This window comes from Phaeobacter sp., from assembly GCF_022825805.1.
GTDB lineage: Bacteria > Pseudomonadota > Alphaproteobacteria > Rhodobacterales > Rhodobacteraceae > Phaeobacter.
The window spans coordinates 1-24,225 of sequence record NZ_JAJDWC010000139.1 but is presented as its reverse complement, the minus strand read 5'-3'; the positions used below and the strand labels follow the sequence as shown (position 1 = coordinate 24,225).

Annotated in this window: 24 protein-coding genes and 1 pseudogene; 19 read left to right on the top strand and 6 right to left on the bottom strand. The window is 57.9% G+C overall.

The features are described from left to right. Nucleotides 1-27: 27 nt before the first annotated feature. Nucleotides 28-1,389, top strand: coding sequence for an aspartate aminotransferase family protein (locus Q0C28_RS16080; protein WP_293577306.1), 1,362 nt, complete (start codon nucleotides 28-30; stop codon nucleotides 1,387-1,389). An 80-nt stretch (nucleotides 1,390-1,469) separates the two neighbouring features. Here Q0C28_RS16080 and Q0C28_RS16075 read toward each other — a convergent pair whose 3' ends face one another. The 3 genes from Q0C28_RS16075 to Q0C28_RS16065 all read right to left on the bottom strand — a co-directional run bounded on the left by Q0C28_RS16075 (nucleotide 1,470) and on the right by Q0C28_RS16065 (nucleotide 4,978). Beyond that, nucleotides 1,470-2,204, bottom strand: a complete 735-nt coding sequence (locus Q0C28_RS16075) for an FkbM family methyltransferase (RefSeq protein ID WP_293577304.1) — start codon at nucleotides 2,202-2,204, stop codon at nucleotides 1,470-1,472. A 140-nt stretch (nucleotides 2,205-2,344) separates the two neighbouring features. Further along, on the bottom strand, nucleotides 2,345-3,634 hold the full coding sequence (locus Q0C28_RS16070; RefSeq protein ID WP_293577302.1) for a glutamine synthetase family protein: 1,290 nt from the start codon (nucleotides 3,632-3,634) through the stop codon (nucleotides 2,345-2,347). A gap of 84 nt (nucleotides 3,635-3,718) precedes the next feature. Further along, nucleotides 3,719-4,978: a cytochrome P450 gene (locus Q0C28_RS16065; protein WP_293577300.1), complete on the bottom strand. Its 1,260-nt coding sequence runs from the start codon at nucleotides 4,976-4,978 to the stop codon at nucleotides 3,719-3,721. 85 nt (nucleotides 4,979-5,063) lie between these two features. On the opposite strand from Q0C28_RS16065, the gene Q0C28_RS16060 reads away from it, so the two are divergent. After that, entirely contained in the window at nucleotides 5,064-5,765 is a 702-nt protein-coding gene (locus Q0C28_RS16060; RefSeq protein ID WP_293577298.1) for a type 1 glutamine amidotransferase, read from the top strand. A 14-nt stretch (nucleotides 5,766-5,779) separates the two neighbouring features. Here Q0C28_RS16060 and Q0C28_RS16055 read toward each other — a convergent pair whose 3' ends face one another. Next, nucleotides 5,780-6,436 carry a GntR family transcriptional regulator gene (locus Q0C28_RS16055; RefSeq protein WP_293577296.1) on the bottom strand — a complete coding sequence of 219 codons (657 nt, stop codon included), beginning with the start codon at nucleotides 6,434-6,436 and terminating at the stop codon, nucleotides 5,780-5,782. A gap of 140 nt (nucleotides 6,437-6,576) precedes the next feature. After that, nucleotides 6,577-8,223, bottom strand: coding sequence for a sulfatase-like hydrolase/transferase (locus Q0C28_RS16050; protein ID WP_293577343.1), 1,647 nt, complete (start codon nucleotides 8,221-8,223; stop codon nucleotides 6,577-6,579). A gap of 214 nt (nucleotides 8,224-8,437) precedes the next feature. On the opposite strand from Q0C28_RS16050, the gene pcaF reads away from it, so the two are divergent. The 17 genes from pcaF to Q0C28_RS15965 all read left to right on the top strand — a co-directional run bounded on the left by pcaF (nucleotide 8,438) and on the right by Q0C28_RS15965 (nucleotide 23,626). Further along, entirely contained in the window at nucleotides 8,438-9,640 is a 1,203-nt protein-coding gene (gene pcaF, locus Q0C28_RS16045) for a 3-oxoadipyl-CoA thiolase (RefSeq protein WP_293577294.1), read from the top strand. 23 nt (nucleotides 9,641-9,663) lie between these two features. Beyond that, complete coding sequence (gene paaA, locus Q0C28_RS16040) at nucleotides 9,664-10,641, top strand: 1,2-phenylacetyl-CoA epoxidase subunit PaaA (RefSeq protein WP_293577292.1); 978 nt, start codon at nucleotides 9,664-9,666, stop codon at nucleotides 10,639-10,641. Between the two features lie 66 nt (nucleotides 10,642-10,707). After that, the gene (paaB, locus tag Q0C28_RS16035) at nucleotides 10,708-10,992 is read left to right on the top strand and encodes a 1,2-phenylacetyl-CoA epoxidase subunit PaaB (RefSeq protein ID WP_293577341.1); all 285 of its coding nucleotides are present in this window, start codon (nucleotides 10,708-10,710) and stop codon (nucleotides 10,990-10,992) included. After that, a complete protein-coding gene (paaC, locus tag Q0C28_RS16030; RefSeq protein WP_293577291.1) occupies nucleotides 10,992-11,753 on the top strand; it encodes a 1,2-phenylacetyl-CoA epoxidase subunit PaaC in 762 nt (253 codons plus the stop codon). Before paaB ends, paaC begins: the two co-directional genes overlap by 1 nt. A gap of 89 nt (nucleotides 11,754-11,842) precedes the next feature. Then, complete coding sequence (gene paaD / locus Q0C28_RS16025; protein WP_293577290.1) at nucleotides 11,843-12,316, top strand: 1,2-phenylacetyl-CoA epoxidase subunit PaaD; 474 nt, start codon at nucleotides 11,843-11,845, stop codon at nucleotides 12,314-12,316. Between the two features lie 10 nt (nucleotides 12,317-12,326). Beyond that, nucleotides 12,327-13,400, top strand: coding sequence for a 2Fe-2S iron-sulfur cluster-binding protein (locus tag Q0C28_RS16020; RefSeq protein ID WP_293577289.1), 1,074 nt, complete (start codon nucleotides 12,327-12,329; stop codon nucleotides 13,398-13,400). Nucleotides 13,401-13,545: 145 nt separating this feature from the next. Next, nucleotides 13,546-14,412 (top strand): branched-chain amino acid aminotransferase, encoded by an 867-nt coding sequence (locus Q0C28_RS16015; protein WP_293577287.1) that lies wholly within the window; start codon nucleotides 13,546-13,548, stop codon nucleotides 14,410-14,412. Between the two features lie 99 nt (nucleotides 14,413-14,511). After that, on the top strand, nucleotides 14,512-14,967 hold the full coding sequence (locus Q0C28_RS16010) for a universal stress protein (protein ID WP_293577285.1): 456 nt from the start codon (nucleotides 14,512-14,514) through the stop codon (nucleotides 14,965-14,967). Between the two features lie 118 nt (nucleotides 14,968-15,085). Then, nucleotides 15,086-15,652, top strand: a complete 567-nt coding sequence (locus Q0C28_RS16005; RefSeq protein WP_293577283.1) for a NifU family protein — start codon at nucleotides 15,086-15,088, stop codon at nucleotides 15,650-15,652. Further along, nucleotides 15,642-16,238: a tRNA (adenosine(37)-N6)-threonylcarbamoyltransferase complex dimerization subunit type 1 TsaB gene (tsaB, locus tag Q0C28_RS16000; protein WP_293577281.1), complete on the top strand. Its 597-nt coding sequence runs from the start codon at nucleotides 15,642-15,644 to the stop codon at nucleotides 16,236-16,238. The genes Q0C28_RS16005 and tsaB overlap by 11 nt, the downstream gene beginning before the upstream one ends. 52 nt (nucleotides 16,239-16,290) lie before the next feature. Beyond that, a complete protein-coding gene (locus tag Q0C28_RS15995) occupies nucleotides 16,291-16,689 on the top strand; it encodes a GNAT family N-acetyltransferase (RefSeq protein ID WP_293577279.1) in 399 nt (132 codons plus the stop codon). Nucleotides 16,690-16,836: 147 nt separating this feature from the next. Then, the gene (locus tag Q0C28_RS15990) at nucleotides 16,837-17,832 is read left to right on the top strand and encodes a BMP family ABC transporter substrate-binding protein (protein WP_293577277.1); all 996 of its coding nucleotides are present in this window, start codon (nucleotides 16,837-16,839) and stop codon (nucleotides 17,830-17,832) included. Nucleotides 17,833-18,030: 198 nt separating this feature from the next. Continuing rightward, nucleotides 18,031-19,560, top strand: coding sequence for an ABC transporter ATP-binding protein (locus tag Q0C28_RS15985; protein ID WP_293577275.1), 1,530 nt, complete (start codon nucleotides 18,031-18,033; stop codon nucleotides 19,558-19,560). Continuing rightward, the gene (locus tag Q0C28_RS15980; RefSeq protein WP_293577273.1) at nucleotides 19,561-20,655 is read left to right on the top strand and encodes an ABC transporter permease; all 1,095 of its coding nucleotides are present in this window, start codon (nucleotides 19,561-19,563) and stop codon (nucleotides 20,653-20,655) included. It begins immediately after the preceding gene. After that, entirely contained in the window at nucleotides 20,655-21,620 is a 966-nt protein-coding gene (locus Q0C28_RS15975; protein ID WP_293577271.1) for an ABC transporter permease, read from the top strand. The genes Q0C28_RS15980 and Q0C28_RS15975 overlap by 1 nt, the downstream gene beginning before the upstream one ends. Before the next feature lie 211 nt (nucleotides 21,621-21,831). Further along, a complete protein-coding gene (locus tag Q0C28_RS15970) occupies nucleotides 21,832-22,755 on the top strand; it encodes a sulfite exporter TauE/SafE family protein (RefSeq protein ID WP_293577269.1) in 924 nt (307 codons plus the stop codon). A 1-nt stretch (nucleotide 22,756) separates the two neighbouring features. Further along, the gene (locus Q0C28_RS15965; RefSeq protein WP_293577267.1) at nucleotides 22,757-23,626 is read left to right on the top strand and encodes a TIGR02186 family protein; all 870 of its coding nucleotides are present in this window, start codon (nucleotides 22,757-22,759) and stop codon (nucleotides 23,624-23,626) included. A gap of 9 nt (nucleotides 23,627-23,635) precedes the next feature. Here Q0C28_RS15965 and Q0C28_RS15960 read toward each other — a convergent pair. After that, nucleotides 23,636-24,100 (bottom strand): annotated as a pseudogene (locus Q0C28_RS15960) (SDR family oxidoreductase); the annotation flags it as partial. Nucleotides 24,101-24,225 lie beyond the last annotated feature (125 nt).

Genomic DNA, 24,225 nt, shown 5'->3' with positions numbered 1-24,225 from the left:
CGCCCGGCCGATGCAGGAGCGAATTGCATGAAAGACTCCAACTTTCTCAAAGAACATAATGCCAAATCCATTTGGCACCCGATGGCCCACCCCGCAGACAGCCAAGCCAATCCACCGACTGTTGTGACCAAAGCCCACGGCGTGCGGATCACTGATCTGGACGGCCATGAAACTGTGGATGCCGTTGGCGGTCTTTGGAATGTGAATTTGGGCTTTTCCTGCCAACCGGTCAAAGACGCAATTGCAGCACAGCTGGACACATTGCCCTATTATTCGACCTTCCGTGGGACCAGCAACGATCAGGTCATTCAGCTGGCCGAAGAACTGCGTCGCTTTTTTGCGCCAGACGGGCTGACGCGGGCTTTCTTTACCTCGGGCGGATCGGACTCGGTCGAAACCGCGCTGCGGCTTGCGCGCCAGTATCATAAGATCCGCGGAGAGGCCGGTAGGACCAAGTTCCTCAGTCTGAAAAAAGGATATCACGGGACCCACATGGGCGGGGCGTCGGTCAATGGCAACGCAAACTTCCGAACCCAATATGAGCCACTTTTGCCCGGGTGCCATCATATCCCGGCGCCATATAGCTATCGCAATCCATTCGGCGAAACTGATCCGGAGCGTCTGGCGCATCTCTGTTTGCAAGCCCTGCAGGACGAGATCGCCTTTCAAGGTGGCAACACGATTGCCGCATTCATTATGGAACCGGTCCTGGGTGCAGGCGGCGTCATCCCACCCCATCCGTGTTTTATGCCAGGCGTCAGAGAGATCTGCAGCAGGCACGGTATTTTCCTGATCGCGGATGAGGTCATCACAGCTTTTGGCCGTACCGGCAGTTGGTCCGGCTCACGCCACTGGGGGGTGCAACCCGATCTGATGTGCACTGCCAAAGCGATCACAAACGGATACTTCCCCTTTGGCGCCGTAATGATTGCGGACAAAGTGGCCGAAGTTTTCGAACATGATAAATCCGGGGCCGCAGCCATCGGCCATGGCTATACCTATTCCGGTCATCCGGTTGGCGCCGCGGCTGCCTTGGCGTGCTTGGCAGAAACCGAACGGTTGAACGTACCCGCCAATGCTGCAGAGAGAGGCAGGCAGCTGTTCGCAGGCCTGCAAAAACTGGCCGAAACCTACGACGTGATCGGAGATGTGCGCGGTGGCCACGGTTTGATGTGTGCGCTTGAATTGGTGTCAGACCGCGCCACCAAATCACCTATCGACAAAACCACCATAGGGAAAATCCAGGATGCCACCTACCAGGCTGGCGCGATGGTGCGGGTCTCGGGCCCAAACATCATCCTATCGCCACCACTGGTTCTGAGCGAACATGATACAGATGCCATTTTGGCGGCGCTGGAAACGGGGTTCGAAACAGCCCTGTCACGCTGACCTAGCAAACCGACAGGTCTGACACCGGACCGCCTGTGAAATAGCACTGGCTGCAGCACAAAGCACTGCAGTCAGCTCCCTCACGAACGTACGCAAGTCCACACTTTGCGCGTGGACACATCTTCCTGTTTGACGAACCCCGCATCAAGCAAGGCCCGTTTACAGCTGCGCATACCGGGCACACCGTAGACATCTGGGTGAAATTCGATCACGACGGCCCGAAACCCCGTCAGGTCGATGTTCTGCAACAGCTCCAGCTCGCCGCCCTCGATATCCATCACCAGAACGGTGGGGTTCAAGACCTGACAGACAGTCGAAAAATCTGCTGTTGGCACATCCACAACCTGCGATGGGCGTTGCCCCGGGTTCAACAAGGACGAGCCCAGGTAACTCTTACGGATGTGAAAGGGCATGCTCTTGGGCTGATCTGCCCCTGCGACCAGAATTGCGTTGCGCACCGAAATGCGGCTTTCCAGGCCATTGGTTGCGTAGAGATCACGGATCACCGGGATGAGTTGCGGGTTGCCCTCAAAGGAGAGCACCGTTTCCGGATGGCAGGCCTTGGCGGCGATGGCACCGACCAGTCCAATACCAGCACCAACCTCAAGCACCCGATCATCTGGCCCAACAACGCTCAGCACACCGGCGATCTCTTCGCGTTCGTAGCGAGATTCGTTGATCCGCCTGATACGTGTCTCATTCAGATAGGGGCTGTCGGGCACATCCACACCATGACAACTCGCCACGATCTGTGGCTGCGGCACGTCGGAAGTTTGCGGCGATAGCGCAGCAGCCGGTGTCTTGTCCTGTGTCATGGATACCTTCAACTATCGAGTGACGCGCCGACCCAAACGGCGCGGGACCGATATGCAGAGTGGCTTGCGCAGCCCTATAATTCAAGGCCACAAAACGCTGCACCAGAAGTCATGGCAGAACCGCAAACTGGGCCCACAGTTCAGATGAAGTGCACGTAAAAGTCGCGCAGAGCATCGCCTTCCAAATCCCGTGTCTTTCTGGCCTCCTTGCGCTTCATGTAAATGTGGTTTGCGACAAGCTCTGGCCCGACCGCAGCGGCCAGCACCTGATCTTTTTCCAAATCCGCAACGGCCCCTTTCAAATCGACCGCAGTGCCCTCACGCGCATCAGTGCGGTCAAAACCATCACCGGTTTCCATCGGTGGCAACGCATAGCCGTTCTGCACACCTAATAGAGACGCCTGCAGCACGGCCGCCACCGCGGTGTAGGGGTTTGCCGATGCATCCGCCATGCGATGTTCCAATCGCGCTTTTGGTCCGCCTTCTGAACTGATCCGGGTCGTCACATTGCGATGATCTCCGCCCCAGTTCTGCCAGTAGCCCGACAGAGATCCCGGCTGCAGTCGCATATAACTGTTAGATGTCGGGGCAATCAGACCAGCGAGACCTTTGTGATGCTGCAAAAGCCCCGCCAGGCAACCGCGCGCCAGATCATTCATATGCTCAGGCCCACCATCCGTGCCCGAGGCCACGGCATTGCCACCGGCCTCATCCTGGAACGAAAAGTTCACATGCATGCCTGAGCCACCACCCTCGGCCACCGGTTTCGGCATGAAGGTCAGGACGATCCCGTATTCCAAAGCAATTTCACGGGCCATCAATCTGAACAAAATGATGTCGTCCACCGCTTTGACTGCATCATCAAAAGTGAGCGTATATTCGAACTGTGGACTGTCGAATTCTGCGGTGATCATATCCAGCGCGAACCCCATCTGATCCGCCATCGCCCAGATCCTGTCGTTGAAACGCAGGGGGTCGGCAAATGGTCCGGTGCCGTAGACCACACCACCCGGCGCATCATAGGGCATCAGCCTGCCTGCTTCATCACCCTGCAGAGCATACGCCTCCAGCTCGATGCCGACTTTGGGCCTCAATCCCAGCGCTTGCCAATCCTGGACCGCACGTTTTAGCGCGCCGCGTGGACACAGCCCAAGGGGCGCGCCGCTATCGTCATACAGGTCCCCGACAACAATTTTGGTATCCTGGTGCCAGCTGTCGCGAATGTCGTCGTGACGCCAGCGCAGCTCCATATCGGGAAGCCCCTGTTTGACCATGGCACCGGGCGCATCCAGCAAATCCTTGTCATAGTGGGTGCCGAAGACGGATCGACAAAAACGGGTGCTGTCGTCTCCGATTTTGCTTTCCGGGAGGTATTTGCCCCGCATAATGCTGAGATGGTCACAAAACAGCGCACGCAAACGAGGTTTCATATCGGGTCCTTTCCTGTTGCAAAGGCCCCGCCGCTGTCCGCGCGTTTGGCCACTCTTGTATGGGTCAGACTTGGTGCGTCCAGCTTACGCAGCCTTCACCCTGACGGGCAATTCCTTGATCCCGCCGACGAAGTTGGAGCGAAGGAACCGGTGCGGGCCCGCGGCCTCGATGTGCTGAATGCGCTTGGCCAACTCCTGAAACAAAACGGTGACTTCGAGGCGGGCAAGCCACATGCCCAGACACACATGCGGACCAAATTGGCCAAATGACAGATGCCTGTTGGGCTGGCGCATTAGGTCGACGCGAAACGGATCGACAAAATAGCCGTCATCGCGATTGGCCGAGGCAAACCAATAGAGCACTTTATCCCCGGCTCGGATGGTTTTGCCGTGCATTTCCACATCCCGCGTGGCCGTCCGGCGGAAATAGATCGCAGGAGTTGCCCAGCGGATGATTTCATCGGCGGCGGTTTCCCAAACCGCACCGCCCTGTTGCATCTGCTCCAGCAATTCCGGCTGATGGCACATCGCCTGAATACCCGCTGCAATCGAGTATCGTGTCGTGTCATTGCCTGCGGCCACCAACAGGCAAAAGAAATTGCGAAACTCGGTCTCGGTGATGGATGATCCGTCCCGCGCTGGCTGCAAAATCATGTTCAGGACGCCTGCCGTATCACCCGCCCGCGCTTTGGCTTCCATCAGCGCTTTGGCGTAGGCATAGAGCTCGGCGCCAGCGGGCGAATTAAATGGCATCATCCGGAAATCATCGGTCTCCATCTTATCCAGAACATGCGAGGTGAAGTCAGGATCGGTGTTGGCAATCAGGGCGTCACCTTTTTCCACCAGCCAAGGTAGATCCTCATCCGGCAAACCAACCACACGGCCGAGCATCCGCATCGGCAGTTGTCTGGCGATCTCCTTGGTGGCGTCAAATTGACCTTTCGCCAGCGCCGCATCCAGGATCTCTGCACACAGCTCCCGGATGTCATGTTCGTATTGCGCCATCGTCGTCTTTGAAAATGCCTTCAGGAGCTTCATGCGAACCTGGGAGTGTTCCGGTGGATCCGTTTCCTGAAAGGTGCGACGGGCCAGATATTCCTCATAGGTCTGGTCCTCCATCCGGATCCCGCGCGCGGATGAAAAGACCTCGGTATTTTTGTTCATTTTGGTGATGTCATCGTAGCGGGTGACCGACCAAAAATTGGTTCCGCCCGCATACTCGGTCCAATGCAGCGGATCCTCCCGGCGCAGACGCGCAAATGTGTTGTGCGGCACGCCCTGCGCAAAACTGTCATGGCTGCTCAGATCCGCAAATCCGTCATCCAGCGGTGTCCAGACTGTCATGCCAGCGCTCTCCCTGCCCCATTACTTGTATGTATATTAAATTGAGCTATAAATATGTAAATAGAAAAGTAGCCCGGGTTTCACCATGCATTTGGCCATTCTGCTAACCAACACAGATCACAGCGATTTCGCTGCTGCACATCCGCATGACAGTGAGAAATTCAACACGTTGATCCAAAGCGTTCGACCCGGCTGGCGTTGCAGCCTGGTCGATATTCAGGCGGGGCATGTGCCGAACGACCTGGCATCTTTTGATGGTGCCATGATCACAGGCAGCCCGTCTTCCATCAATGATCCACTTCCCTGGATCCCAGCGTTTCTTTCCTTGATCAGGGACCTGGACGAGCGTAAATTCCCTTTGTTCGGAGCTTGCTTTGGGCACCAGGCCATTGCTGTGGCGCTCGGTGGATCTGTCGGAACCGTGCCGGGAGGTTGGGTACAGGGGCTGACACGAAATGAGCAGACATCCCGCACACGTTGGACTGCACACCTACCGGATCATGTGAAACTGTTCGGCTCGCACAAGGAATACGTGGATCGCCTGCCGAAGGGCGCCACGGAGCTGAGCCGATGCAACGGTCTGACGAGCGGTTTTGCCATCGGCAGTCATATCTACACGACACAACATCACCCAGAGATGTCGCCTGCGTTCATCGCTGCATTAACGGAATATATGGCCCCAACGCTTGGAGCGGAAATTCACGCCGATGCGATGAAGAGCCTGCAAACTGGGGCAGATAGCCTCGCCTTTGCGGAGAGCATCGCGCAATTCTTCGAACAGGCCTGAGTGGGCCGCGTCACTCAGGGTTGTTCAAGTGCCGCAAGCAGATCCATCGCGGTGACCTGGTCAAAGTGAACATGCCGTGTCATCGTCGCTTCGGCACCAGCCGCATCATGGGCGAGGATAAGCTGTACGATTTCACGATGCTCGCGCGCAGATTGGGCAATCACGCCAGGGTAGCGATACCGCGCCCGATAATAGGCCATCAACTTGCGGGCATTGGTCTTGATCATCTCGACCAGAAACGGATTGCCGGATCCTTCGGCAACGCAGGCATGAAATCGAAGGTTTAATTGATAGTAGGCGACGGGATCACGATCCCCCAGATGCGCGGCATGGTGTTCGCAGGCCTGAACCGCGGCCTCCAGCTCCACCGCTTGTGCGGCCGACAGGCGCCGAGCTGCCAGCCCTGCCGCTTGGCCCTCCAGCTGCGCATGGACCTCAAGAATGGCCAGGAATTCTTCGAGCGTGGGCTTGAACAAAACAGCCCCTTTGCGGGGCAAGCGCCGGATCAGGCCAATGGCTTCCAGCTGAATAAACGCCTCACGCACCGGTGTTCGGGACACGCCATGGCGTTCCACCAGATCGCTTTCCTCCAGGCCAGCCCCCGGCACCAGCCTGCCCGCCTCGATGTCTGCGAGAATTGCACGAAGCACCTGCTCTGTCTGCCCGGCCATTGCTGCCCCTTTACGTCACGACGCCAGTCTAAAAGGCCGACGCACGCAAGGCAATCGGGCGACAAGCAACTGCCACGCCGATTGGGGCTCTGCCCCCGCCCTTTCGGGCTCCCCCGGAGTATTTTTGGAAAGATGACGGATCAGCTGTTCCGTTTTGGTACGGGGCCGCGGTATTTTTCGGTCAACTCCGGCGCGACCTCTTCGGGTTCGTAGAGTCCCAACAAGATCCCCTTACGGTCGGATTTTCCGCGCCGTGCGATGATCTGCGCATCTGACAGGGTGATCCGCTGCGACATCCTCAAGGCCCAGTCTTGTAGCCGATCATACATCAGATCGAGTACAGGCTGATGCTGTTCTGAGGCCCCAAGATCCACCAATTCATCAGGGTCGTCCCGCAGATCAAACAGCATCGGGCGCAACCCGCCTTCGGCATGCATGAATTTCCAGCGCTGATCCGTGATCATGAACAGGCGCGCGTCTTTCGGGGCCAGGCCAAGTTTCTCGCACAGTGGCATGGTGGAATAGTCAAACTCCGCCATCGCATAGTCCCGCCATGACGGGCATTCACCGCGGAGCCAGGGGCTGAGCGAGCGACCTTCGAGGATATGGGGCGCAGGGGTGCCGCCTGCGACATCCAGGAAGGTTGGCAACAGGTCAATGGCTTCGACAAGAGCGTCACAGGTCGTTCCACGTGTGTCATTCGCCTCTGGGCGGGGATCATAGATGATCAGCGGGACCTTGATAGAAGGCTCGTGGAACAGATTCTTCTCTCCCAGCCAATGGTCGCCCAGATAGTCGCCATGATCCGACGTGATGACGATCATCGTGTCTTTCATTCTGCCAGTCGCTTCCATCCAGGCAAACAAGCGCCCCATCTGATCATCTGCCTGTTTGATCAGCCCCATATAGGCGGGGATGACACGTTCCCGGACATCATCACGACTGAAGCTTTCGCCGATCCGGTTGGCCATCATGCCCGCAAAAACTGGATGTGCGTCGTCTTTTTCCGCAGCAGCACGCACCGCGGGCAACACATGTTCTGGCCCATACATATCGTGGTAGGGGGCTGGCACAATGTAGGGCCAATGCGGTTTGATATAGCTGAGATGCGCACACCATGGCTGGTCCGAGTTGGCCTCTGCCTCCTCCATGAACCGGATCGCTTCGCTTGTCAGCCAGGGCGTTTCGCTGTCCTCTTCTGCGATATTGGCGGGCTTGTTGGCGTTGACCATGAACCAGCCGGAAGCGATGTCGCCATTCTCCACAGCAGCATTGGCAAAATCACGCCAGGGGTTGTCCCCTGGATAGCCTTTGGCCTGCAGAAACGCGTTATAGGGGCTGCGTTTCTGATCGTAGAACCCATCCGGCCCCTCGGCCCAGAGGCCATCATCGCGCACGAAGGGATCAAACCCGCATTCGGTTTGGCGCACACCAATCAGACTGTCCGGCGCCAGACCGAGCCGTTCGAGGCCCTCGGCATCTGCGACCATGTGGGTCTTGCCAATCAAATGACAGCTCATGCCCGCTTTGCGCAGGTGATCGCCCATGGTCCACTCGCCCACCCGCAACGGGTAGCCGTTGAACTGAACACCGTGGGACGAAGGATAACGGCCGGTGTAGCTCGACATACGCGAAGATCCGCAGGTGGGAGACTGCACGTAGGCCCGGGTGAAGCGCATCCCCTTGGCCGCCAGAGCGTCCATATGCGGTGTCTCCAAATGTGGATGCCCAGCGCAGCTGAGATAGTCGAACCGCAGTTGGTCAAACATAATGTAGAGAATGTTCATTGCTATGCCCGTCATCAATCGCCTTCAGCGCTGATTGCACGCCGACCTGAGCGCTTAGTCAACCGCGAAACCAGTCAACGCTCCGACTTAATGTGTTACAAAATTATTTTCATATGTATTTTTGAGTTACATATATCTTGCCTCGAATCGCGGTCAGGCGTATCACCAACTGAACGGTCGGCTTAATGAGCCTTCACAGGAGACAGACGTAAGCATGGATGCCTTTATCTGCGATGCAGTCAGGACCCCCATTGGGCGCTACGGCGGCGCTCTCAGCACGCTGCGGACCGACGATTTGGCGGCCTTGCCCATCGCGGCCTTGAAAGATCGCAACCTAAACGTCGCATGGGACAGTTTGGATGATGTGATCCTTGGCGATGCCAACCAAGCGGGTGAGAGCAATCGCAATGTCGCACGGATGGCCGCGTTGCTGGCGGGTCTTCCACCCTCGGTACCCGGAACGACGATCAACCGCCTTTGTGCTTCGGGCATGGATGCGGTTGGCATGGTCTCTCGTGGCATTCGGGCCGGAGACTATGACCTGGCCATCGCTGGCGGCGTCGAAAGCATGACACGCGCGCCTTTCGTGATGCCCAAAGCCAGTGCAGCCTTTGGCCGAGCCAATGCGGTTTATGACACGACGATTGGTTGGCGCTTTGTCAATCCGAAGATGGAAGAGATGTATGGCATCGATTCCATGCCACAGACAGCCGATAACGTCGCCGAAGACTATGGCGTGTCACGTGCGGATCAGGATGCATTTGCCGCGCGCAGTCAGGAACGGTGGGCCAAGGCGCAGGCCGCCGGGATCTTTGAGCGGGAGATCATCCCTGTCACCCTGCCCCAGCGCAAGGGAGAGGCGGTTGTTTTTGCAGAAGATGAACATCCTCGCCCCAGCACGACGGCGGAGAAGCTGGCCGCGCTGAAACCGATCAACGGGTCCGACAAGACGGTGACGGCCGGCAATGCCTCTGGTGTGAATGATGGTGCGGCTGCGATTTTGATGGCCAGTGAACGCGCTGCGCAGCAAAATGGTCTGAAGCCGCTGGCACGGATTGTTGGAGCCGCAGCCGCGGGTGTTGCCCCACGTGTCATGGGGATCGGCCCTGTGCCTGCCACCCGCAAAGTGCTGGCGCGCTGCGGTTTGAGCATCGATCAGATGGATGTGATCGAGCTGAACGAGGCCTTCGCCGCACAGGGATTGGCGACGCTGCGGGAACTTGGACTTCCTGATGATGCACCCCATGTTAATCCAAACGGCGGAGCAATCGCTCTTGGTCACCCTCTGGGTATGTCCGGAGCGAGACTGGTGGTGACCGCCGCCTATCAGCTGCAGCGCACCGGCGGACGCTATGCGTTGTGCACCATGTGCGTTGGCGTTGGTCAAGGCACCGCCCTTATCCTTGAACGCGTGTAACCCGCCATAGGGAGATCCAAGATATGTATGCTCAGATGATCAAATCAGAAGCGACCCAGGATGATCCAGAACAGCTTGCCGCCTTTCAGGCGCGCATCGACGCGGGCGAGAAGATTGAGCCCAAGGACTGGATGCCAGAAGGCTATCGCAAGACGCTGATCCGTCAGATCGGTCAGCACGCACATTCAGAAATCGTCGGGCAGCTGCCAGAAGGCAACTGGATCACCCGCGCCCCCACCTTGGAGCGCAAAGCCATTTTGTTGGCGAAGGTGCAGGATGAGGCAGGCCATGGCCTGTATCTCTATGGTGCTGCCGAAACGCTCGGCGTGTCCCGGGACGAGCTGACGGAAATGCTGCTTGATGGGCGCATGAAGTATTCGTCGATTTTCAACTACCCGACCCTGAACTGGGCTGACATCGGTGCCGTTGGATGGCTGGTGGACGGGGCCGCGATCATGAATCAGGTGCCATTGCAGCGCACCTCCTATGGTCCTTATTCACGCGCCATGATCCGTATCTGTAAGGAAGAAAGCTTCCATCAGCGTCAGGGCTATGACGCCATTCGCCGCATGGCGGAAGGATCTGACGCGCAGAAAAAGATGGCGCAGGATGCACTCAATCGGCTCTGGTATCCCTCGCTGATGATGTTTGGCCCATCGGATAAGGACTCCGTTCACTCCGCCCAGTCCATGGCTTGGAAAATCAAGATGAACACCAACGATGAGCTGCGTCAGAAATTTGTCGATCAGACTGTGCCGCAAGCCGAGTATCTAGGCCTGACCGTGCCAGACCCCGATTTGAAGTGGAACGAGGCGCGTGGGCATTATGATTTCACCGACCCGGATTGGACAGAATTCTACGAGGTGCTGAAAGGCAACGGCCCTTGCAACACGGACCGCTTGGCCGCACGCAACAAGGCCTGGGACGAGGGAGCCTGGGTCAGAGACGGCCTGTTGGCCCATGCCCGCAAGCGTACCGCACGTAAAATGGCGGCAGAATAAGCCCAAGCCTTTGGTGCCGCCACATGCAAGACACGCAGAGCCGCACCGCAGCCAGGAGGATTGATGATGAAAAACGAATGGCCCCTGTGGGAAGTCTTCATCCGTGGCCAACATGGCCTGAGCCATCGCCACGTCGGATCGTTGCACGCTCCGGACGCCGAAATGGCGATCAAGAACGCGCGCGATGTCTATACTCGGCGTAACGAAGGCGTATCGATCTGGGTGGTCGAGGCCAATCAAATCTCCGCCTCTTCGCCCAGCGACAAGGGACCGCTCTACGAACCTTCGGAGAGCAAAGTCTACCGCCACCCGACCTTCTTCGACATTCCCGATGAAGTGGGAGCCATGTAATGACCTTTGATGCGGCTATGTATCAATTTCTTCTGCGCATGGGAGACAACACCCTGATCCTTGGCCATCGGGTCAGCGAATGGTGCGGTCATGCGCCAGTGCTGGAAGAAGACATCGCGCTTGCAAATACGGCGCTGGATCTGATTGGTCAGACGCAAATGTGGTTGGGGCTGGCCGCCGAGATCGAGGACAAGGGGCAGTCTGCCGATGATCTCGCCTTTTTGCGCGACGCTTGGGATTTCCGCAATCTTTTGCTCTGCGAGATCCCGAACGAAGATTTCGGGCGCACGCTGATGCGGCAGTTTCTATTCGATACATGGCATTCGATCCAACTGGGCCACCTGACCAAATCCTCCGACGAACGCGTTGCGGCGATCGCGGCCAAAGCCTCCAAAGAGGCGGCATACCATTTGGAACGGTCTGCGGATACGGTTGTTGGACTTGGCGATGGCACCGAAGAAAGCCACAACCGGATGCAGGCTGCGCTGGATTATCTCTGGCCCTACGTCGGGGAAATGTTCCAATCAGATGATGTCGACGTCGTTCTGGCCAAAGCGGGTGTGGCCCCTGATCCTGCATCGCTGCGCGAGGAATATGACGCGGTCTTGTTACGGGTATTGAGCGAGGCGACACTTACAATCCCTGACAGCCGCTTCGCCCACAAAGGCGGACGCAGTGGTGCCATGCACACCGAACATCTGGGTCATTTGCTGACGCAAATGCAATGGCTGCAGCGGGCCTATCCCGGATGCCAGTGGTGATTTCTGCACCGGCCTGACCCGCTGGAACAGAGATCTGGCCGGAACCAAACAGGATCGCCCAGCCGCAAATCGATCAAACAGGACGCAGCATGAGCGAGATGACATCACAGCCAAGCATTGCGCAGATCTGGGACTGGTTGGATGCCGTGCCTGATCCGGAAATACCGGTGATTTCCCTGGTCGATCTTGGGGTGATCCGAGATGTGGCATGGGCCGACACCACATTGGTTGTCACTGTGACCCCGACCTACTCTGGCTGCCCTGCCACCGCTGTCATCAATCTCGATATCGAAACAGCACTGCGCGACCATGGCATTTCTGATCTGCAATTGAAGACGCAGATCGCCCCGCCCTGGACCACAGATTGGTTGTCCGAGAAGGGCAAAGCCAAACTGGAAGGCTATGGTATTGCCCCGCCGCAACCGTCCGGAGGACCGCAACGCTGCCCCCAATGCGGGAGCAAAAATGTCAGCAAGGTGAGCCAGTTTGGCTCCACTCCCTGCAAGGCGCATTGGCGGTGCGGTGACTGCCTCGAACCCTTTGATTATTTCAAGTGCATCTAAGGAGGCCCTGATGGCGCGCTTTCACGACCTAGAGGTAACAGATGTCCGCAAAACCATCCGAGATGCGGTGGTGGTGTCACTGAAACCCGTGAACGGTGATACCGGAGATTTTGCATTCACCCAGGGTCAGTATCTCACGTTTCGTCGTGACTTCAACGGAGAAGAACTGCGCCGCAGCTATTCAATCTGTGCCGGAACCGACGACGGTATTTTGCAGGTGGGCATTAAGCGCGTCGCCGGTGGCGCTTTTTCAACATGGGCCAACACAGAGCTGAAACCAGGCGACCGCCTGCAGGCGATGCGACCCATGGGCAGCTTCTTCACCGAGCTGGAGGCAGATGCCGAAAAACACTACCTCGGCTTTGCAGGAGGATCTGGCATTACCCCGGTGCTGTCGATCCTCAAGACCACATTGGCAACAGAACCCCAATCAAGTTTCACGCTGGTTTACGCCAACAAGGGCATCAACACGATCATGTTCCGCGAGGAATTGGAGGATCTAAAGAACCTCTACATGGGTCGGCTGAACGTCATCCACATCCTCGAAACCGATAGCCAGGACATTGATCTGTTCACCGGCCTCGTCACAGAAGAAAAATGCGCCCAGTTGTTCGAGCATTGGATTGATCCGCAATCCGTCGACACTGCGTTCATCTGCGGGCCAGAACCCATGATGCTAGGCATCGCCAGCGCCCTGTGCACCGCTGGTCTGGCCGACGATCAGATCAAGTTTGAACTGTTCGCCTCCGCCCAACCCGGTCGCGCCAAACGCCAGGTTAGTGACATCAGCGCATCTGATACCGTGCAGGAAACGGTAATGCGGATCACGCTGGATGGCGCCACACAGTCGGTCACGCTGCCAAAAGACACCACTATTTTGGATGCAGCCCTCAGCAACGCTTTGGACGCCCCATTTGCCTGCAAGGCCGGGGTCTGCTCGACCTGCCGCTGCCGGGTGCTGGAAGGCGAGGTGGAAATGGTCGCGAACCACGCTCTCGAAGACTACGAAGTCGAAAAGGGCTATATCCTATCCTGCCAAGCCTATGCCCTGAGCGACAGGCTGGTCGTCGACTACGACCAGTAGAGCATTGCAGCGCCCAAAAGGTATGGACGACTGACCTAATCGCGCCTAGGTTTTGACGATCAGTGTTGAACCGCACAGATTTCAGGTGCCGGTGGGCCGCTGGGCCAACACATCGAACCGTGCCTTTTGCCAGGAGAGAGACGAAATGGCCATCAGCTCAAACATCCGCACCTATTTCAACGGCACCTGGCACGATGGCGATGTTCCTATCATGAAGGCCGCAGACCACGCCGCCTGGCTTGGCTCTTCGGTGTTTGATGGCGCGCGCTTGTTTGACGGTGTGACCCCGGATCTCGACCTGCATTGCAGACGGGTCAATGCGTCCGCCGAGGCCCTGATGATGGCCCCCACCATCAGCGAAAGCGAGATGGTCGACATTGCCATTGAGGGGTTGAAATCCTTTGGCAAAGACGCGGCCGTTTACATCCGGCCCATGTACTGGGCCGCAGACGGTGACGCGACGACGATCGCGCCGGGGCCCGAGACGACACAATTTGCCATGTGTCTGGAGGAAATCGCGATGCCGTCCAGTGCGGCCTCCGCAACAGTGACCCGCACATCCTTTCGCCGACCCGTGTTGGAAAACGCCGTGGTCAATGCGAAGGCCGGATGCCTCTATCCCAACAATGCCCGCATGCTACGCGAAGCGCGGGCCAAAGGGTTCACCAATGCGCTCGCGCTGGACGCGATGGGCAATGTCGCCGAAACGGCCACCGCGAATATCTTCATGGCGCGCGACGGTGAGGTGTTCACGCCGATTGCCAACGGCACATTTCTCGCGGGCATCACGCGGGCACGCCATATCGCAAATCTGCGCGCTGACGGCATCACGGTCCATGAAACGGTTCTCAACTACCATGATTTTGAGCAAGCCGATGAAGTGTTCATGACGGGCAATATGAGCAAAATCACCCCGATCACGGCATTTGACGAACGCACCTATCAGATGGGCCCCATCGCACGACGGGCGCGGGAACTGTATTGGGACTGGGCGCACAGTACATCCGTTTGATAGGGCCAGCCACGAACCGCGATATTCCACAACAGCTTGATCTATTGCGCCAAGCAGTTGGTTGCGCCATGATCCTTTCGAACCAAACAGAGGAACAAGATGCGCAAATTTCTAGTGGTACTTGATGACAGCCGGGAGTGCCTGAATGCGATGCGTTTTGCCGCAATGCGGGCGGCAAACACAGGCGGTGGCGTTGAAATCCTCTCTGTCATTCCGCCAGATGAGTTCAATCATTGGATTGGCGTGGGCGAAGTCATGCGCGAAGAAGCGCGCGAACGGATCCACGCCCATTTCGAAGTATTCGCAAAATGGATGCGCGATCGTCAGGGGATCGAACCTGAACTGGTCATCCGTGAGGGCGAAGCGGTTCCTGAAATCATCGCACAGATCGAGGCAGACCCGGAAATCGGCGTTTTGGTGCTCGGCGCTGGGGATGATCGCAAGGGACCCGGCCCGCTGGTTACCCAGCTCAGCAAATCATCTGGCAGCTTGCCGGTGCCGATAACGATTGTGCCTGGCGATTTGTCGAAGGAAAAGCTGGAAGCCATCACCTGACAACAGGGCGGCGCCAACGCGACCGACTTTTGCATACCCTTTAGGTTAGAAACATTCCAAACATTGACTTGGCGGCATTGCGTGCGCATATGACGTCCAACACTCAAGGAGGCCCGACATGTTCATTCAGACAGAATCCACGCCCAACCCGGCGACGCTGAAATTTCTGCCGGGTCAAACTGTTCTGGAAATGGGAACCGCTGACTTCCCAAGCGCCGAAAGCGCTGGCAGCTCCCCGCTTGCAGAACGCATCTTCGCCGTATCCGGCGTAACCGGCGTGTTCTTCGGCAACGACTTTGTCACTGTGACCAAGGCCGATGCGGTGGAATGGGACCATATCAAACCAGCCATTCTGGGTGCGGTGATGGAGCATTTCCAGTCAGGCAAACCCGTGATGCTGGACGGAAGCGCTGCCCAAAGCTCAGGTCACGCAGAACATACCGGAGAAGACGGCCAGATTGTCGACCAGATCAAAGAACTGCTGGACAGCCGTGTACGTCCTGCTGTTGCCCAGGATGGTGGGGACATCACTTTCCATGGTTTTGATCGCGGCGTTGTCTATCTCCACATGCAAGGTGCCTGTGCGGGCTGCCCGTCTTCGACACTGACGCTTAAGATGGGCATCGAAAACCTGCTGCGCCACTATATTCCCGAAGTCACAGAGGTTCGTCCCGTTGCCGTCTGAACCACTGGTCCTGGGATTTGATACATCGGCCGCGCATTGCGCGGCCGCTTTGCTGCGAGGGCACGACATTATCGCGTCGCGCGCAGAAACCATGGCCCGAGGTCAGGCTGAGCGGCTGATGCCGCTGCTGGAAGAAACCTTGGCAGACGGTGGCGCCGAGTGGAGCGACCTCACGGCACTCGGCGTGGGGGTCGGGCCGGGTAACTTCACCGGCATCCGAATTGCCGTATCCGCCGCACGTGGGCTGGCCCTTGGCCTCGGCATCCCTGCTGTCGGGGTGGACGGATTTGTCAGCCGTGAACAAGATGGTGTCCTTCCCGCCGTGCCAGCCCCGCGCGATCAGGTCTATGTTTGTCTGCCCGGGTCTGATCCGCAGCTGCTACCGCTCTCTGATGCCGAAGCGATAGCCGCGGCGAGAAACACGCCACTGGTCACAGATTGCGCGCCTGCCGATCTGGCGTCGCAGATCGCGCGCATCGCCGCCAGTCGTTACCAGCAGGACATGCCGCCACCGGCCCCGCTCTATGTTCGGGCTGCCGATGCTGCGCCATCCAAAGATCAACCCCCGCAGCTGATCGAGGGCTAGCCAAGTGCCAAAGGGTTCGGGCAGCGCGAATACGCCTCTATTGCCAAATGTCATGGCGCAAATCCATGCAGCGGCGTTCCTGCAAGCGCGCCCCTGGTCAGAGGCAGAGTTTCAATCTTTGCTGGACAGTTCCTTGACCTATGCCGTCGGCGACGACCGGTGTTTTGCCATTGGTCGGGTGGTGGCGGATGAGGCGGAATTGATCACCATCGCAACTCACCCTGATCACCAGAGACAGGGCCATGCCACCCGGTGCCTTGCCGAATGGAAAACCTGTGCTGCCGCACGCGGCGCGACCGTTGGTTTTCTGGAGGTCGCGGCTGACAACACCGCAGCGCAGATTCTGTATCGCGCAAATGGATTCGCAGAAAGCGGCCGACGGGCGCGGTACTACGCGCGAAAAGACCACCCACCGGTTGATGCAATCCTGATGTCGGCCACTTTCCGTTAGGCTTCCTGTGCAGAATACGACCAAAAGGTCAAAAAACGGTTGACCCCCTCCACCCCCTACGGACTACATTGGCGCACCTCTTTTCCGCCATGCGGGTTGGCGCGGTCGCACGCGATCGCAAAAGAAAAAATAATGGGAGTACCCAAAATGACCGTAATGAAATCCCTGATGGGCGCTGTCGCCGCCGTGGCACTCAGCGCAGGCGCAGCCCTGGCAGAACCGGCGCTGATCTTTGATCTGGGCGGCAAGTTCGACAAATCCTTCAACGAAGCCGCGTTCACCGGAGCGCAGCGTTGGGCTGAAGAAACCGGCAACAGCTTCCGCGAGATCGAACTGCAATCCGAAGCACAGCGTGAACAGGCGCTGCGCCGTTTCGCCGAAGCCGGTGCCAACCCAATCGTCATGGCCGGCTTTGCCTTTGGTGATGCTCTGGGCCAGGTTGCGGGCGACTATCCCGACACCAGCTTTGTGATCATCGATATGGTTGTTGATGCCCCGAACGTGCGTTCCGTTGTCTTCAACGAGCACGAAGGCTCCTACCTGGTTGGTATGCTGGCCGCAAAAGCGTCCAAATCCGGCACCGTTGGCTTCATCGGTGGCATGGACATCCCGCTGATCCGCAAATTCGCATGTGGCTACGCAGAAGGTGTGAAAGCCGTGAACCCCGACGCGACCGTGATTGCCAACATGACAGGCACCACCCCGGCCGCTTGGAACGATCCGGTTAAAGGGTCCGAGCTGACCAAAGCGCAGATCAGCCAAGGCGCGGACGTTGTCTACGCAGCGGCAGGCGGCACCGGTGTTGGTGTTCTGCAAACCGCCGCAGATGAGGGCATCCTCTCCATCGGTGTCGACAGCAACCAGAACCACCTGCACCCAGGTAAGGTCCTGACCTCCATGCTGAAGCGCGTCGACAACGCCGTGTTCGAAGCATTCCAGGACGGCCCTGGTCTGGAAACCGGCTTCTCCGTAATGGGTCTGTCCAACGGTGGTGTTGGCTTCGCGGTTGACGACAACAATGCACCGCTGATCACCGCAGAAATGCAAGCTGCTGCGGATGAGGCGGCAACCAAGATCGCAACCGGTGAGATCAAAGTTCACGACTACATGTCCGATGACAGCTGCCCAGCACTGTCGTTCTGATATCTGAACACCGCCCCCGGCCCATGTTTGATCGTATGTCGATCTGGATGGTGACCGGGGGTTTCCAATTGCCCGGAGGCGGTGCCACAGCTGCCTCCGGGTTTGATTTTTCCTAGATGACCAATGATCCGTCAGGACTGACGTTGGCGACAACACTCCAGCAGTGGGATCAATCTAGGATCAATAAGGGGAGCCCGAATGACGGCGCCAGCAATTGAACTCAAAGGCATCTCCAAAGCCTTTGGCCCAGTCCAGGCCAACAAGGACATCTCTATCCGTGTTTCCCCCGGCACGATTCACGGGATTATCGGCGAAAACGGCGCCGGTAAGTCAACCCTGATGAGTATCCTATACGGGTTTTACAAAGCCGACAAAGGTGAGGTTTGGATTCACGGGAAACGTACTGAAATCCCGGACAGCCAAGCGGCGATCTCTGCTGGGATCGGGATGGTGTTTCAGCACTTCAAGCTGGTTGAGAACTTCACCGTTCTAGAGAACATCATCCTGGGTGCGGAAGACGGCGGCCTGCTGAAACCTTCGCTCAGCAAAGCGCGCAAAACCCTGCAAGGGCTGGCCAGCGAATACGAGCTGAACATCGACCCTGATGCGCGTATCGACACCATCGGCGTCGGAATGCAGCAACGCGTGGAGATTTTGAAAGCGCTCTACCGCCAGGCAGATATTCTGATCCTCGACGAACCCACCGGCGTTTTGACCCCCGCAGAAGCAGACCAGCTTTTCCGCATTCTGGACCGCCTGCGGGCAGAGGGCAAAACCATCATCCTGATCACCCACAAACTACGGGAGATCATGGAATACACCGACACTGTCTCGGTTATGCGGCGCGGCGAGATGACTGCAACCGTCAAGACAGCAGAAACAAACCCCGAGCAGCTTGCGGAACTTATGGTAGGCCGCAAAGTTCTGTTGCGCGTGGACAAGGTTCCTGCCCAGCCCGGCAAGCCCATTCTCGAAATCGAAAATCTCAACGTTGTCGACGAGGCCGGTGTGGCCCGCGTCAAAGACTTGAACCTGACGGTGCGCGCAGGCGAGATTGTTGGGATTGCAGGCGTTGCAGGCAACGGCCAATCTGAATTGCTTGAAGTGCTGGGCGGAATGCGCAGTGGTGATGGCAACATCCGGCTCAATGGGACGGATCTGCCGCTCTCTGGCAAAGGGTCCGACGCCCGTGCCCGGCGCAGCGCCCATGTCGCCCATGTTCCCGAAGATCGGCAGCGCGAGGGCCTGATCATGGATTTCCATGCCTGGGAAAATGTGGCCTTCGGCTACCACCATTCGCAAGAATATCAACGCGGCATTCTGATGGACAACGCGGCACTGCGCGCCGACACCGAAGCCAAAATGGCGAAATTCGATGTGCGCCCACCAGATCCGTGGCTGGCGGCCAAAAACTTCTCTGGTGGCAACCAGCAGAAAATCGTCGTAGCCCGCGAGATCGAGCGCAATCCTGACCTTTTGCTGATCGGTCAGCCAACGCGTGGTGTCGATATTGGCGCCATTGAATTCATTCACAAACAGATTGTCGAACTGCGCGATCAGGGCCAAGCCGTCTTGCTGGTGTCCGTCGAACTGGAAGAGATCATGTCTCTCTCCGACAGAGTCGCGGTTATGTTTGATGGCATGATCATGGGTGAACGCCCTGCCGATCAAACCGATGAAAAAGAGCTGGGCCTGCTGATGGCCGGCGTCGCGGGGGAGGCCGCGTAAATGGATAAGATGCCCAAATGGGCCGATGTCGTGCTGATCCCGCTGATCAGCCTATTGTTGGCCGCTGTTCTGTCCGCCCTTGTCATCCTCGGCATTGGCGAAGACCCTGTCGCCGCCGTGAACCTGATGGTGTCTGGGGCGCTTGGTTCCACGTATGGCTGGGGCTATACGCTCTATTACGCCACAAACTTCCTCTTCACCGGCCTCGCAGTGTCCGTTGCCTTTCACGCGCGGTTGTTCAACATCGGTGGCGAAGGCCAGGCGATGCTGGGCGGGCTGGGCGTTGCGATCATGTGCCTTTACATCGACTGGCCACATTGGTCGCTGGCGCTGATCTTTGCCAGCCTTGGCGCTGCATTGTTTGGTGCCGCCTGGGCCTCAATTCCTGCGTATCTGCAGGCGAAACGCGGCAGCCACATCGTGATCACCACCATCATGTTCAACTTCATCGCAGCCGCGGTGTTGAACTATGTTCTGGTCAACCTCATGCGGCCCGAAGGGTCCATGGACCCGGCAACAGCCCGGTTCCCCGAAACGGTTCATCTGCCATCGCTGCATGAAATCCTGGCGCCAATTGGGATCGAGTTTTCGAAAGCGGCCCCAGCCAATGTCAGCTTCATCGTGGCCCTGGTTGCCTGCGTTGCTGTCTGGTTGCTGATCTGGCGCACCAAGCTGGGTTATGAGATCCGCGCCTATGGCAATTCAGAACATGGCGCACTCTATGCCGGTATCTCTCCGGTAAAGATCACGATCATCGCGATGCTGATCTCGGGCGGTTTGGCCGGCATGATGGCCACCAACAACGTCATGGGCGAAGCAGAACGCCTGGTCTTGAACTCCACCGAGGGCGCAGGCTTCATCGGTATCGCGGTGGCACTCATGGGCCGCAGCCACCCGTTCGGCGTGTTCCTCGCTGCGATTTTGTTCGGCTTCCTCTATCAGGGCGGTGCGGAACTCGCGCTTTGGACCAGCATCCCGCGTGAATTGATCGTTGTCATTCAGGCCTTGGTCATCCTGTTTACAGGGGCCCTGGACAATATGGTGCGCAGCCCGCTGGAAAAACTCTTCCTTGCAATGCGTCGGGAGAAGGCGTGATGGATTTTCTGACACTGATCCAAGTTCTGGACAGCACCGTTCGTCTGGCAACGCCGCTTCTGTTGGCCTGTCTGGCAGGTTTGTTTTCTGAGCGTGCGGGCATTTTCGACATTGGCCTGGAAGGCAAGATGTTGATGGCCGCTTTCTTCTCTGCCGCTATCGCCGCCACCACGGGCAATGTCTGGTATGGTCTGTTGGCCGGAATCGCGTCATCGCTGGCGCTGAGCGGTCTGCACGGTCTGGCGTCCATCACCTTCCGCGGCAACCAGCTGATCTCGGGTGTGGCGATCAATTTCTTGGCTGCTGGCATGACAGTCCTGATCGCGCAGGATTGGTTCCAACAAGGCGGGCGCACCCCCTCGCTGATATCCGGCGGGCGTTTTGAGCCAATCACTCTGCCGTTTGCGGATGCTATAGAGCCGGTGCCATTCATTGGACCGATTTATAGCGAGCTGCTGTCTGGACATTCGATCCTGGTCTATCTGGCCTTCCTGGCAGTTCCTGCGACGGCTTGGATCCTGTTTGGCACCCGCTTCGGCCTGCGGCTGCGCGCGGTTGGCGAAAACCCTGCTGCCGTCGATACGGCCGGTGTGTCAGTTGTTGGGCTGCGCTATGCGGCTGTTATGATCTGTGGCCTGCTCTGCGGCATCGCGGGAGCCTATCTTGCGACAGCGCTGCAGGCTGGTTTTGTGAAAGACATGACTGCAGGGCGCGGGTTCATCGCGCTTGCAGCACTGATCTTTGCGAAATGGCGGCCCTGGCACGCGCTTGGTGCATGCTTGCTGTTCGGTCTGTTGCAGGCAGTTGCGCTGAGGTTCCAGAACATCGAATTGGGGACGATCGTCATTCCGGTGCAGTTCATGGACGCTCTGCCCTACATCCTGACGGTTGTGATCCTCGCGGGATTCGTCGGCAAGGCCATTCCGCCCAAAGCAGGCGGCGAACCCTACGTCAAAGAGCGCTGAGGCGCCCGCCACAACCGCGGAAAATAACAAACGCCCGGCGGATTTCGCCGGGCGTTTTGTGTAACTGACAGCCGATTTACCTTCAGAAGGTCGCGGCAGCGGAACAAACCCCCGAATGTATAGCGCCAGTTTCGCAGGCAATAGCAGTCCTGTTGCCCATATTCGGGCATAGGCTGTTGATTTTAAACAGACGCTAGGATCTAAATAGCGCATGCAGATTTACCTCCCCATCGCTGAAGTTTCGGTCAACGCATTCTTGCTGCTTGGCCTTGGAGGGATGGTCGGCATCCTGTCAGGCATGTTCGGCGTCGGTGGGGGCTTCCTGATGACGCCACTGCTGTTTTTCATTGGCATTCCGCCCGCTGTCGCCGTCGCGACGGAAGCGAACCAGATCGTCGCATCGTCCTTTTCCGGTGTTTTGGCGCATTTCAGGCGGCGCACCGTCGACATAAAAATGGGACTTGTCCTACAGGCCGGGGGCCTGATCGGTGCTGCGATTGGTGTGCTGGTTTTCAACTACCTAAAGAGCCTTGGGCAAGTCGATCTGCTGGTAAAGCTCTGCTATGTGGTTTTTCTCGGCGTTGTCGGTGGCTTGATGTTCATCGAAAGCCTGAACGCGCTGCGCAAGTCCCGCCGCGCAGGCGGGAACCCCGTACCAAAACGTCGCCAGCGCGGTTGGGTCCATGCGCTGCCTCTGAAGATGCGGTTCCGGACCTCAGGTCTCTATATTTCGGTGATCCCACCAATCATGGTTGGCATCCTCGTCGGCATCCTTGCCGCAATCATGGGTGTTGGCGGTGGCTTCATCATGGTGCCTGCAATGATCTACATCCTCGGCATGCCGACAAAGGTTGTGGTTGGCACTTCGCTGTTTCAGATCATCCTCGTCACAGCCTTCACCACGATGCTGCACGCAACAACCAACTACACGGTTGATATTGTTCTGGCTGTCCTGCTGCTGGTGGGTGGTGTGATCGGTGCCCAGATCGGCACCCGGATTGGCACCTACCTCAAGGCAGAGCAGCTGCGGATTTTGCTGGCGCTGATGGTTCTGGCTGTTTGCTTCAAACTTGGTCTTGATCTGCTGCTCACGCCAAGCGAACTGTTCACCCTTGGCGTGGCGGAGGGGCACTGACATGGGACAGTGGATCTCGAACCCACGCCGAGCAACGACACAGTGGCTGCGCCACGGGCGCGCCGCCCTATCGCTCTGTGTGGCAATCACTGTCTTCCTGATCGCCAGCGTCACAAATCTGGCCGCACAAACCACCTCAAACAGCACGCCCAGCTCCTCCGGTGAAGAGGTGGTCCTGGGACTGAGCAAAGACAAGGTCGCCATCACGGCGACATTTGATGGCTCGGAAATCTTGGTTTTCGGCGCGGTTAAACGGGAACAACCGATCCCAGACACAGATCCGCTTGAAGTGATCGTTGCAATCTCGGGGCCATCCGCCCCGGTGATGGTGCGACGCAAGGAACAGAAACTGGGCATCTGGGTAAACACCGATTCCGTGTTGGTCGACTCCGCGCCGAGCTTTTATGCAGTGGCGACCTCTGCGCCGTTTTCCGATGTTTTGACTGACACCGAAGATCTGCGATATCGCGTATCAATTGGCCGGGCGATCCGTTCTGTCGGGGCAGGCATGCATATTCGCGATGCTCAGGAATTCGCCAACGCTGTCAAACGCATTCGCGCCAACGAGGGGCTGTATTCCCTGCGGGAAAACACCGTCGCCGTGGACGAACAGACATTGTTTCGCACAGCCATCGATATGCCTGCAGATCTGACCGAAGGTGCGTACCGCACCCGCATTCTTCTCACACGCGGCGGCGAGGTGGTGGCCCAATATGAAACCACCATCGATGTTCAAAAGGTCGGGCTGGAGCGGTTTCTCTATGTGATGTCGCGGGAACAGCCCTTCTGGTACGGGTTGATGTCCTTAGCGATTGCAATTGCAGCGGGCTGGGGTGCATCCGCGGCCTTCAGGATGCTGCGCAACGGCTGAGACCTGCGCTCACCCGCGGCCGATATAGGGCATTTTGGTCGCCATGACCGTCATAAACTGCACATTTGCCTCGGGTGGCAGGTTGGCCATATGCAGCACCGATCTCGCCGCATCCGCGACATCAAAACTGTGCATCGGCTCAGCCTCAGGGTTCAGTTCCGCATGGCGCCGGGCCAGATCTTCGACCATTGGCGTTTGCGCATTTCCGATGTCAATCTGACCACAGGCGATATCAAAGGCCCGGCCATCCAGGGACAGGCTGCGGGTCAAACCCGTGATGGCCGCTTTGGTTGCAGCATAAGGCGCGGAGTTTGGACGAGGCACATGGGCCGCGATTGAACCGTTGTTGATGATCCGACCACCACCTGGCGACTGCTGCCGCATCTGCGCAAACGCCGACCGCGCCGCCAAATACATGCCCGTCAGGTTCACGTTCACCGATGCGAACCAGTCCTCTAGCTGTGAGCTTTCAACAGGTTGTCCATTCGATCCAGACCGAGTTGGTTGGAGTTACCAAGCACCAACCCTATTCGGAGGGATCGAATGAACATTCACAGCAATGCCAGACTGACACCTTTGGGTCGAGCGCGATTGGTGCG